The following is an 11,625-nucleotide window of genomic DNA, read 5'->3' as shown; positions in this document are numbered from 1 at the left end:
CTCACATCCGGAAGACGCCGAACTGGGGTTCGCCCAGTGGCGCGTTGGCGCACGCGGTCAGGGCCAGGCCCAGGACCTGCCGGGTCTCCAGCGGGTCGATCACACCGTCGTCCCACAGGCGGGCCGTCGCGTAGTAGGCGTTGCCCTGCCGCTCGTACTGCGCGCGGACCGGCGCCTTGAAGGCGTCCTCGTCCTCGGCCGGCCAGCTCTCCCCGCGCGCCTCCAACTGGTCGCGTTTGACCGTCGCCAGCACCGAGGCGGCCTGTTCGCCGCCCATGACCGAGATCTTGGCGCCCGGCCACATCCACAGGAAGCGGGGCGAGTACGCCCTGCCGCACATCGAGTAGTTGCCCGCGCCGTACGAACCGCCGACCACCACCGTCAGCTTCGGCACCCGCGTGCACGCCACCGCCGTCACCATCTTGGCGCCGTGCTTGGCGATGCCGCCGGCCTCGTAGTCCTTGCCGACCATGAAGCCGGAGATGTTCTGGAGGAACACCAGCGGGATGCCGCGCTGGTCGCACAGCTCGATGAAGTGGGCGCCCTTCTGGGCCGACTCGGAGAACAGGATGCCGTTGTTGGCGACGATCCCCACCGGGTGGCCGTGGATCCGGGCGAAGCCGGTGACCAGGGTCTGCCCGAACTCCGCCTTGAACTCGGCGAAACGCGACCCGTCCACCACGCGCGCGATGACCTCCCGCACGTCGTACGGCGTACGGGAGTCGACCGGGACCGCGCCGTACAGCGACAGCGGGTCGACCTTGGGCTCCACGGCCTGCTCGACTCCCCAGGGGAGCGGACCGCGCGCCGGGAGGGTGGAGACGATGTTGCGCACGATCCTGAGCGCGTGCGCGTCGTCCTCGGCGAGATGGTCGGTGACGCCGGAGACCCGCGCGTGCACCTCGCCGCCGCCCAGCTCCTCCGCCGTGACCACCTCGCCGGTGGCCGCCTTCACCAGGGGCGGGCCGCCGAGGAAGATCGTGCCCTGCCCGCGGACGATCACCGCCTCGTCGCTCATCGCCGGGACGTACGCCCCGCCCGCCGTGCACGAGCCCAGCACGGCCGCGATCTGCGGGATGCCGGCGCCGGACATCCGGGCCTGGTTGTAGAAGATCCGCCCGAAGTGGTCCCGGTCGGGGAACACCTCGTCCTGCATCGGCAGGAAGGCCCCGCCGGAGTCCACCAGGTAGACGCAGGGCAGCCGGTTGTCCAGGGCCACCTCCTGCGCGCGCAGGTGTTTCTTCACCGTCATCGGGTAGTACGTGCCGCCCTTGACGGTCGCGTCGTTGGCGACGACCACGCACGCGCGCCCGGCGACCCGCCCGATCCCGGCGATCACCCCGGCCGCCGGGGCCTGCCCCTCGTACATCCTGTCGGCCGCCAGCGGGGCCAGCTCCAGGAAGGGCGAACCGGGGTCGAGGAGGGTGTCCACGCGCTCGCGCGGCAGCAGTTTCCCCCGTGCGGTGTGCCGGGCCCGAGCCCGCTCGCCGCCGCCGAGCGCGGCCGCCGCCAGCTTGGCGCGCAGCTCCTCGACGAGCGCGCGGTGCGCCTCCTCGTTGGCCCGAAAGGACTCCGACGCGGGATCGGCCGCGCTGTGAAGTTCCGGTGCCTCGTCCATCTGCCGGTCCCCTCGCCTGGTTAATGACCGTTAACGGATTTCCCTCAGGTTAACGACCGCTAACCCCGCTGTCTAGAATTGTTTTCATGGCCACCAGAACCGACGCCCCGACCCGCCGCGAGCAGATCCTCAAGGAGGCCGCGCGGCTGTTCGCCGAGCGCGGTTTCCACGGAGTCGGGGTCGACGAGATAGGCGCCGCGGTCGGCATCAGCGGACCCGGCCTGTACCGGCACTTCCCGGGCAAGGACGCGATGCTCGCGGAACTGCTGGTGGGGATCAGCGGCCAGCTGCTCACCGGCGCGAAACAGCGCCTGAAGGAGGTCGACGGGGCGGCTCCCGAAGTGGTCCTGGACTCGCTGCTCGAGGGCCACATCGACTTCGCGCTCGACGACCGGCCCCTCATCACCCTGCACGACCGTGAGCTGGACCGCCTCCGGGACAGCGACCGCAAGCTGGTGCGGCAGTTGCAGCGGCAGTACGTCGAACTGTGGGTGGGGGTGGTGCGCGCGCTGTACCCGGACCTGGCCGAACCCGCCGCCCGCTCGGCCGTGCACTCCGTGTTCGGGCTGCTCAACTCCACCCCGCACCTCGCCCGGCCCGGCTCCCTGCCCGGCCGCGCCACGACGGCGGCACTCCTGCACCGGATGGCCCGCGGCGCCTTCGCCGCCGCGGGCTCGGACTGAACCGGGCTCGGACTGAACCGGGCTCGGACTGAACCGGGCTCGGACTGAACCGGGATCCGGCCGGACCGGGATCCGGCCGGACCGGGATCCGGCCGGACCGGGATCCGGCCGGGCCGGGGGTCGGCCGGACCTCCCGGCCGGACCTCCCGGCCCGGTCTCGGGCTCCCTCTCCAAGGCCCGCCCCGGCCCCGGCGCACGTGACGAGCGTTACGGGGGTCATGGTCTGGACGGCTTTGGCTACTCGCCGGTACGGTTGGGTTTCTGAGCAAGCGCTTAGGCATGCGGGGCGGCCAGGTTGTGGGGCACCTCCGACGCCGGGCGACCAGGAACGCGACAGCGGCGCCGGACCAGGCGCGAAGGAGGGCGGCGGCGTGCGCCGTACGGTGTTCAACGAGGACCACGAGGCTTTCCGGGAGACCATCCGCGACTTCATCGAGGCCGAGGTCGTCCCGGTCTACGACGAGTGGTTCGCGGCGGGCCAGGCGCCCCGCGACTTCTACTACAAGCTCGGTGAGCTGGGCATCTTCGGGATCAGCGTGCCCGAGGAGTTCGGCGGCGCGGGCATGGACACCCACAAGTTCGAGGCCGTCCTCTACGAGGAGACCGCCCGCGCCGGCGTGCAGTTCGGCGGCTCCGGCGTGCACGTGCTGCTCGCCCTGCCGTACCTCAAGATGCTCGCGACCGACGAGCAGAAGAAGCGCTACCTGCCCAAGTTCGCCACCGGCGAGGAGATGTGGGCCATCGCGATGACCGAGCCGGGCACCGGCTCCGACCTCGCGGGCATGAAGACCACCGCCAAGCTGAGCGAGGACGGCACCCACTACGTCCTCAACGGCGCCAAGACCTTCATCACCGGCGGCGTCCACGCCGACAAGGTGATCGTCTGCGCCCGCACCGCCGCCCCGACCGCGGAGGACCGCCGCCACGGCATCTCCCTGTTCGCCGTCGACACCAGGTCCGAGGGCTACTCCGTCGGCCGCAAGCTCGACAAGCTCGGCCTGAAGACCTCCGACACCGCCGAGCTGGCGTTCGTCGACGTCAAGGTCCCCGTCGAGGACCTCCTCGGCGAGGAGAACAAGGGCTTCTCCTACCTCGGCCACAACCTGGCCTCCGAGCGCTGGGGCATCGCCTACGGCGCCTACGCTCAGGCCGCCGCCGCCGTCCGGTTCGCCAAGCAGTACGTCCAGGAGCGCACCGTCTTCGGCAAGCCGGTCGCCCACTTCCAGAACACCAAGTTCGAGCTGGCCGCCTGCCAGGCCGAGGTGGACGCCGCCCAGGCCGTCGCCGACCGCGCCACCGAGGCCCTGGACGCGGGCGAGCTCACCCCCGCCGAGGCCGCCTCCGCCAAGCTGTTCTGCACCGAGGTCGCGCACCGCGTCATCGACCGCTGCCTCCAGCTGCACGGCGGCTACGGCTACATGAACGAGTACCCGATCGCCCGCCTGTACGCGGACAACCGCGTCAACCGCATCTACGGCGGCACCAGCGAGATCATGAAGACGATCATCGCCAAGGACATGGGCCTGTAAGGCGTCCGACCTCCCTGGCCTCTACCAGCACCGGTACAACTGACCCCATGAGCCAGGCACTCCAGGAACTCCTCGATCTGCTCGACCTCGAGCAGATCGAGGAGAACATCTTCCGCGGCCAGTCCCGCTTCGCCGTCGTCCCCCGCGTCTTCGGCGGGCAGGTCGCCGCGCAGGCGCTGGTCGCCGCCGGGCGGACCGTCCCCGCGGACCGGCCCGCCCACTCCCTGCACGCGTACTTCCTGCGCCCCGGCGACGCCGGCGCGCCCATCGTCTACACCGTCGACCGGATCCGTGACGGCCGCTCCTTCACCACCCGGCGGGTCGTCGCGGTCCAGCACGGCAAGCCGATCTTCCACCTCTCGGCGTCCTTCCAGACGTACGAGGAGGGCCTGGAGCACCAGGAGCCGATGCCGTCCGCGCCCGACCCGGACACGCTGCCCACCTCCGAGGCGCGGCTGCGCGACTACGGGCACCTCGCCCCCGCCGTCGTCGAGCGCTTCCTGGAGGCCCGCCGGGCCGTGGACCTGCGTTACGTCGACGAGCCGCCCTACGGCCGCTTCGGCGAGCCCCGCGAACCCCACTCCCAGGTGTGGTTCCGCACCAACGGCAAGCTCGCGGACGACCCCTTGCTGCACGTCGTCCTCGCCACCTACGTCTCCGACATGACGCTGCTGGACTCGGTGCTGCTCGCGCACGGCCGCGGCGGCTGGGCGGTGGGGGACGTGGTCGGGGCCTCCCTCGACCACGCCATGTGGTTCCACCGCCCGTTCCGCGCCGACGCGTGGCTGCTGTACGACCAGCAGTCCCCGTCCACGCACGGCGGCCGGGGCCTCGGCCAGGCCCGCATCTACACCCAGGACGGCCGCCTCGCGGTCTCGGTCATCCAGGAGGGCCTGGTCCGTGTCCCGCGCGAGAAGTCCTCACGGCCGTCCTGACAGCCCTCCTACCGGGCGCCCTGGTCCAGCCCCGCCTCCGCCAGCAGGTACGCCGTCATCGGGTCGTAGTGGCGGGGGCTGACCACGTGGTCGTCGAGGGGGACCGTCACCTGGACGGTGCCCTCCGCCTCGGCCAGGAACAGCGCCGGGTCGTTGCAGTCCGCGTAGCCGACGGAGTCGACGCCGTGCTGCCCCGCGTAACCCGCCCAGCCGTGGTCGGCGACCACCAGGTCGGGCAGCGGGCGGCCCTCGCGCTCCAAGGCGGTGAGAATGGCCTTCATCGGCTCACCGGAGTGGGTGTGCCACAGCGTGGCCCCGTGCTCCAGCACCGCCACGTCCGCGAACTGCATCACGTAGCCCTCGTCCGTGGCCAGCCCGTCCGGGATCACCACGATCTCGCAGCCGGCGGCGCGCAGCGCGGCGGCCGTGGCACGGTGCACGTCGAGCAGGCCGCCGGGGTGACCGGTGGCCAGCAGCACCCGCTGCTGCCCGTCCGCCGCCTTCCGCAGGCGCCCCGCCATCCGCTCCAGGGCGGCCACGGTCAGCTCGGGATCGATGGTGTCCTGGCCGTACCGGTGCTCGGCGTCGTCGCTGACCCCGGCCCGCTCCGCCATCACCGCGAGCACGTCCTGCTCGTCGCTCCAGCGGTCGCCGAGCTCCAGGCCGAGCCAGTAGTGGCGGTCGCCGTTCGCCAGCTTGCGGTAATGGGAGAGATTGTTCTCGCGCGGGGTGGCGACATCGCCGGCGATGCGCGTGGCGGCGAGGTGGACGAGGAGTTCGGCGCGGCTGGGGGTCCCGGATATCGGCATGCCCCCCATTGTGGAGCAGGCCGGGGCGGGCGTCCCTGGGGTGCCGCCCCCTGGGACGTGCGTCACGTACTCGGACGGCCTCCGTACGCGTACTCAGAGCGCGGCCGTTTTCGCGGCCGAGCGGCCGGCCCTAGGTGCGGCGCAGGGCGAACCACAGGTTCATGCGGACGTCCGGGTCGTCCAGGTCGGCGTCCAGCAGGGCCGCACACCGGGCGATCCGCTGCCGCACGGTGTTGCGGTGCACGGACAGGGCCACCGCGGTGCGGTCCCAACTGCCGTGCAGGGACAGCCAGGTGCGCAGGGTGTCGGTGAGCGCGGGCGTGCCCGCCAACGGGGCGAGCAACATGCGGGCGTGGGCCCGGGCGTCCGCCGCGGGGACCAGGTCGTCCAGCGCGGGGCGGGCGCCGTGCACGACGAGCGGGACCCGGGTGGCACGGGCGCGGGCCAGCGCGCGGGCCGCCTGGGTGTCGGCCGCCGGCCAGTCGGACGGGGCGACGGCGGCGCTGACCCCCAGGGCCCAGCCGGGCGGCGCCTGGGGCTCCCGTCCGGCAGGGACGAGCACCCGCACGATCCCGCCCGCCGGATCCACCAGCGCCGACCCGAGCGCGGCGCCCAGGGCGGAGGCCGCCAGGGCGTCCGGGGCCTGCGCGTGGGGACGCGCGTGCACGACCCGCCACCGCTCCCCGCCGAGCAGCGGTGCCACGTCCTCGGGCCCACTGCCCAGCAGCAGCCGCACGAGCGCCGCGGAGCGGGCCGCGCCGGTGCCGCTCTGCTGCTCACCGGTGAGCAGGGTGAGCAGGACGGCGGCCACGGACGCGATGGCGTGGTCCCCGGAGTCCGACCGCGGAGCCGCGACGCCGAGCACGAACCCGTGACCGGCACCGAGCGCGTACGCGGTCAGCCGGACCCCGGCGAGCGCGTCGGTGGCGGAGGCGGGCGCGGGGCGGCCGGGGTCGCCGCCGGGTGCCGGGGCCGGCCGGTGGTCCGTACCCCCGGGCCGTACCACCCGGGCCAGCCGGGCCAGAGCCGCCCCGGTCTCCGCACCCTGGTCACGGCCCGCCGTGGCGAGTTCCGTGCCCTCCGGGCCGAACAGCACGGCCCGGCCGCCCAGTCGGCGGGAGAGCTGGTGCAGCACGGCCGGCACCGGGTTCGGGCGGGCGGCGGCGGACGCGAGGCTCTGATGGGCCTCCGTCACCCGGCGCAGCTCCGCCAGCCGGGCCTGCGCCATCAGCTGCCACACCGCGCGGGCCACCCCGGAGAACGTGGTCCGCGGTGGCACCTCCAGCAGCGGCAGCCCGTGGAGCTCGCAGGCGGCGGCCAGCGCCTCGGGCACGGTGTCGTGCACCGGCGCCAGACCGAAGCCCAGGGCCACCCCGCCCGCCGCCACGATCCGGGATACGTACGCGTCGAAGTACCCCGGGCCCGCCCCGTCCGGGATGTGCACCCCCGCCGACAGCAGCAGCTCCCCGCCCAGCAGATACGGGTACGGGTCCGCCATCTCCGAGGTGTGCGCCCAGTGCACGACGATGCCCGGGTCCGACGGCCCGGCGACCCGGCGCAGGGCCAGATCCTCGCGTGCCAGGAGCGCGTCCAGGGGCACCGGGGGCGTGGGCGGGACCACGGGGTCCGACATGGTGGACGTTTCCTCCTTCTGGTTCGTTCGGAATGGATGAAACGTACACTTCGCAGTCGCTTTCCAGCCACCTAGTGTCAGGTCCGACCGGCAGCCCTCGGGTACGGACGGACGCCCCCGCGACGCACCGCACGACGAGCCACCGGACAACTTCCAGCTGCACGACACACCGACGACAGTGCGCGAAGGAGGCCGACATGGCCGTCGACTACCTGGTCATCGTCTTCTACATGGTCGCCATGCTGGCCATGGGCTGGTGGGGCATGCGCCGTGCCAAGTCCAAGAGCGAGTTCCTGGTGGCGGGCCGCCGCCTGGGCCCCACCATGTATTCGGGCACCATGGCCGCCATCGTCCTCGGCGGTGCCTCCACCATCGGCGGCGTGGGCCTCGGCTACAAGTACGGCCTCTCCGGCGCCTGGATGGTCTTCGCCATCGGCCTCGGCCTGCTGGCCCTCTCCATCTTCTTCTCCGCCCGCATCGCCCGCCTGAAGGTCTACACCGTCTCCGAGATGCTCGACCTGCGCTACGGCGGCCGGGCCGGCGTCATTTCCGGTGTCGTCATGTGGGCGTACACCCTGATGCTCGCGGTCACCTCGACCATCGCCTACGCCACGATCTTCGACGTCCTGTTCGACATGAACCGCACCCTCGCGATCATCCTCGGCGGTTCCGTCGTGGTCGCCTACTCGACGCTCGGCGGCATGTGGTCGATCACCCTGACCGACATGGTGCAGTTCGTCGTCAAGACGATCGGTGTGCTGCTCCTGCTGCTGCCGATCGCGGTGGTCAAGGCGGGCGGCTTCAGCGAGATGAAGGCGCAGCTGCCCACCGAGTACTTCGACCCGCTGGGCATCGGCGGCGAGACCATCTTCACCTACGTGCTGATCTACACGTTCGGCATGCTGATCGGCCAGGACATCTGGCAGCGCGTGTTCACCGCCCGCGGCGACCGCACCGCCAAGTGGGGCGGCACCGTCGCCGGCACCTACTGCCTCGTCTACGCCCTCGCCGGCGCCGTCATCGGCACCGCGGCCAAGGTCCTCTACCCCGACCTCGGCAACGCCGACGACGCCTTCGCCACCATAGTCAAGGACGAACTGCCCATGGGGGTGCGCGGACTGGTGCTGGCCGCCGCGCTCGCCGCCGTGATGTCGACCTCCTCCGGCGCGCTGATCGCCTGCGCCACCGTCGCCAACAACGACATCTGGTCGCGGCTGCGCGGGCTCACCACGGGCCCGGGTACCGACCGCGACGAGGTCAAGGGCAACCGCGCCTTCATCCTCCTCATGGGCCTCGCCGTGATCGGCACGGCGATCGCGCTGAACAACGTCGTCGAGGCGCTCACCGTGGCGTACAACCTGCTCGTCGGCGGCCTCCTCGTACCCATCCTCGGCGGGCTGCTGTGGAAGCGCGGCACCGCGCAGGGCGCCCTCGCCGCCGTCACCGTCGGCGGCCTGGCGGTCGTCGGCCTGATGGCGACCTACGGCATCCTGTCCAACGAGCCGATCCTCTATGGCCTGTTGTCGTCCCTCGCGGTCTACGTCGTCGTCTCCCTGGCGACCAGGCCCACCGACGAGGCCGTACTCGCCGCCTGGCGGGAACGCCTCGCCGGCCGCACCCCCGAACCCGTGTCCGAAGAGGTCCCCGTCTCCCAGTAGAGTCACAGGGCAGGCAGGTACATACGCGACGAAACGTAGGAAAGAAGGCAGCTTCCCATGAGTAGCAACGAGACGCCCCGCGGACCCGTCGACTCGTCCCGCGTTCCCCGGTACGCGGGCCCCGCGACCTTCGCCCGGCTGCCCCGCCTGGACGAGGTCGGCCGCACCGACGTCGCCGTGGTGGGCGTGCCGTTCGACTCGGGCGTCTCCTACCGGCCGGGCGCCCGCTTCGGCGGCAACGCCATCCGCGAGGCGTCCCGGCTGCTGCGCCCCTACAACCCCGCGCAGGACGCCTCCCCCTTCGCCCTCGCCCAGGTCGCGGACGGCGGCGACATCGCCGTCAACCCGTTCAACATCAACGAGGCCGTGGAGACCGTCGAGGCCGCCGCCGACGACCTCCTCGGCACCGGCGCCCGCCTGATGACCCTGGGCGGCGACCACACCATCGCCCTGCCGCTGCTCCGCTCGGTCGCCAAGAAGCACGGCCCGGTCGCCCTGCTCCACTTCGACGCCCATCTGGACACCTGGGACACCTACTTCGGCGCCGAGTACACGCACGGCACCCCGTTCCGCCGGGCCGTGGAGGAGGGCATCCTCGACACCTCCGCCCTCTCCCACGTCGGCATCCGCGGCCCGCTCTACGGCAAGCAGGACCTCACCGACGACGAGAAGATGGGCTTCGGCATCGTCACCTCCGCGGACGTCTACCGCCGGGGCGCCGACGAGGTCGCCGACCAGCTGCGCCAGCGCATCGGCGACCGCCCGCTGTACATCTCCATCGACATCGACTGCCTGGACCCGGCCCACGCCCCCGGCACCGGCACCCCCGAGGCCGGCGGACTGACCTCCCGCGAACTCCTGGAGATCCTGCGCGGACTGGCCTCCTGCAACCTGGTCTCGGCGGACCTCGTCGAGGTGGCCCCCGCCTACGACCACGCCGAGATCACCTCGATCGCCGCCTCCCACACGGCGTACGAGCTGACCACGATCATGTCCCGCCAGATCGCTGCGGCGCGCGCTGACAACGCCGACAAGGAGGGCACGGCCAAGTGACCCACGACCACGACCTGGTGCTGCGCCCGACGCCGGCCCAGACGGAGGCCGCGCTCAACCCTCCCCCCGGCCGCAACGGCGGCGACCTGGTCGTGGAGACCCTGGCCGGGCTCGGCGCGACCACTGTCTTCGGCCTGCCCGGCCAGCACGCCCTCGGCATGTTCGACGCCCTGCGCCGCTCCGACCTGAGGTACGTCGGCCTGCGGGTGGAGAACAACGCCGGTTTCGCGGCGGACGCGTACGGCCGGATGACCGGCGAGGCGGCGCCCCTGCTGCTCTCGACCGGGCCGGGCGCGCTGACCTCCCTGCCCGCGCTCCAGGAGGCGGCGGCCGCCTCCGCCCCCGTCCTGGCGATCAGCAGCCAGATCCCGACGGCCGGGCTGGGCGGCGGCCGCCACGGCTACCTGCACGAACTGCCCGACCAGTCGGCCTCGTTCCGGGGCGTGGTCAAGTCCGTCCACACGGTGCGCACGGCGTCCCAGATCCCGTCGGCGATCACGGCGGCCTGGAAGTCGGCCCTGACGGTGCCGCACGGCCCGGTGTGGGTCGAGATCCCGCAGGACGTCCTGCTCGAGGAGACGGCCCTGCCGCAGGTGACGGCCATGGACGCCACCCCCGACGAGCTGCCCCCGCGCCCCGAACTGACCGCGGTGGCCGCCCACTTGCTGTCGAACGCCGCCCGCCCGGCAATCATCGCGGGCGGAGGAGTGGTCCGTGCGGACGCCTCCGGCAAGCTGCGCCGGCTCGCCGAGCTGATCCAGGCGCCGGTGGTCACCACCCCCGGCGGCAAGGGCGCCTTTCCCTGGACCCACCCGCTCTCGCTCCAGTCCTGGCTGGAGGACCGCCACACGACGGACTTCCTGGAGGACGCCGACGTCCTCCTGGTGGTGGGCTCCGGACTGGGCGAACTCTCCTCCAACTACCACACGTTCAAGCCGCGCGGCCGGATCGTCCAGATCGAGGCCGACCTCGGCAAGCTGGAGTCCAACCACCCGGCGCTCGGCATCCACGCGGACGCCCGCCTCGCCCTCCAGGCCCTGCTGGAGACGGCGGAGCCGCGCGAGGACACGACGGCACCGGAACGCGTCCGCACCCTGCTGTCGAAGGTCGCCGACCGCATCGCCGCTCAGGAACTGACCCTGGAGCAGCAGGTGTTGACGGCGGTCCGCCGCGCCCTGCCCCCCACCGCGCCCTCCTTCTGGGACATGACGATCCTGGCCTACTGGGCCTGGTCCGCCTTCGACGCCAAGGGACCCAACCACCTGCACTCCGCCCAGGGCGCCGGCGGCCTCGGCTACGGCTTCCCGGCCGCCCTCGGCGCCGCGGTCGCCGACCCCAGCCGCCCGGTCCTGGCGGTCTCCGGGGACGGCGGCGCCCTGTACTCCCTCGCCGAACTGGCCACCGCCCGCCAGTACGACCTCGACGTCACCTGGCTGATCGTCGACGACGGCGGCTACGGCATCCTGCGCGAGTACATGACCGACACCTTCGGCGAGCCCACGGCCACGGAACTGACCCGCCCGGACTACGTCGCCCTCGCCGAGTCCTTCGCCGTCCCGGCCGTACGCACCACCCCCGAGACCCTGGAGCACGACCTGACACAGGCCCTGGCCACCCCGGGCCCGTCCGTGGTCGTCCTCCCGGCCCTCCTGCGGATGTTCGCCCCCACTCACCTGGACTGAACGACCGCTGTCCGAACACCCTGCT

At 72.5% G+C, this 11,625-nt stretch carries 9 protein-coding genes; 6 read left to right on the top strand and 3 right to left on the bottom strand.

Annotated elements, in window-relative coordinates; all coding sequences use genetic code 11:
- Position 1 precedes the first annotated feature (1 nt).
- The gene (locus tag OHB56_RS16055; RefSeq protein WP_406354012.1) at positions 2 to 1,618 is read right to left on the bottom strand and encodes a carboxyl transferase domain-containing protein; all 1,617 of its coding nucleotides are present in this window, start codon (positions 1,616 to 1,618) and stop codon (positions 2 to 4) included.
- 86 nt (positions 1,619 to 1,704) lie between these two features.
- Between OHB56_RS16055 and OHB56_RS16050 the strand changes: the two genes are divergently transcribed.
- The 3 genes from OHB56_RS16050 (at position 1,705) to tesB (ending at position 4,765) form a co-directional block, all read left to right on the top strand.
- Entirely contained in the window at positions 1,705 to 2,301 is a 597-nt protein-coding gene (locus OHB56_RS16050; protein ID WP_326752886.1) for a TetR/AcrR family transcriptional regulator, read from the top strand.
- Positions 2,302 to 2,672: 371 nt separating this feature from the next.
- Positions 2,673 to 3,830 carry an acyl-CoA dehydrogenase family protein gene (locus OHB56_RS16045; protein ID WP_326752885.1) on the top strand — a complete coding sequence of 386 codons (1,158 nt, stop codon included), beginning with the start codon at positions 2,673 to 2,675 and terminating at the stop codon, positions 3,828 to 3,830.
- A gap of 47 nt (positions 3,831 to 3,877) precedes the next feature.
- Positions 3,878 to 4,765 (top strand): acyl-CoA thioesterase II, encoded by an 888-nt coding sequence (tesB, locus tag OHB56_RS16040; protein ID WP_326752884.1) that lies wholly within the window; start codon positions 3,878 to 3,880, stop codon positions 4,763 to 4,765.
- A gap of 8 nt (positions 4,766 to 4,773) precedes the next feature.
- On the opposite strand, the gene OHB56_RS16035 is transcribed toward tesB, so the two are convergent.
- Positions 4,774 to 5,574: a phosphatase gene (locus tag OHB56_RS16035; RefSeq protein ID WP_055595061.1), complete on the bottom strand. Its 801-nt coding sequence runs from the start codon at positions 5,572 to 5,574 to the stop codon at positions 4,774 to 4,776.
- Between the two features lie 130 nt (positions 5,575 to 5,704).
- A complete protein-coding gene (locus OHB56_RS16030) occupies positions 5,705 to 7,207 on the bottom strand; it encodes a PucR family transcriptional regulator (RefSeq protein ID WP_406354010.1) in 1,503 nt (500 codons plus the stop codon).
- 197 nt (positions 7,208 to 7,404) lie between these two features.
- Between OHB56_RS16030 and OHB56_RS16025 the strand changes: the two genes are divergently transcribed.
- From OHB56_RS16025 to OHB56_RS16015, 3 genes are read left to right on the top strand one after another with little or no spacing between them, the layout of a single operon-like run.
- Positions 7,405 to 8,865 carry a sodium:solute symporter gene (locus tag OHB56_RS16025; RefSeq protein ID WP_355890058.1) on the top strand — a complete coding sequence of 487 codons (1,461 nt, stop codon included), beginning with the start codon at positions 7,405 to 7,407 and terminating at the stop codon, positions 8,863 to 8,865.
- A 57-nt stretch (positions 8,866 to 8,922) separates the two neighbouring features.
- On the top strand, positions 8,923 to 9,918 hold the full coding sequence (speB, locus tag OHB56_RS16020; RefSeq protein ID WP_355890061.1) for an agmatinase: 996 nt from the start codon (positions 8,923 to 8,925) through the stop codon (positions 9,916 to 9,918).
- Positions 9,915 to 11,600, top strand: coding sequence for a thiamine pyrophosphate-binding protein (locus tag OHB56_RS16015; protein WP_406354007.1), 1,686 nt, complete (start codon positions 9,915 to 9,917; stop codon positions 11,598 to 11,600). Before speB ends, OHB56_RS16015 begins: the two co-directional genes overlap by 4 nt.
- Positions 11,601 to 11,625: the final 25 nt, after the last annotated feature.

Origin of the sequence: Streptomyces sp. NBC_01635, from assembly GCF_045209715.1 — a bacterium.
GTDB lineage: Bacteria > Actinomycetota > Actinomycetes > Streptomycetales > Streptomycetaceae > Streptomyces > Streptomyces hirsutus.
Note: the sequence above shows the minus strand (reverse complement) of the source record. Positions and strands in the feature narration are given on the sequence as shown.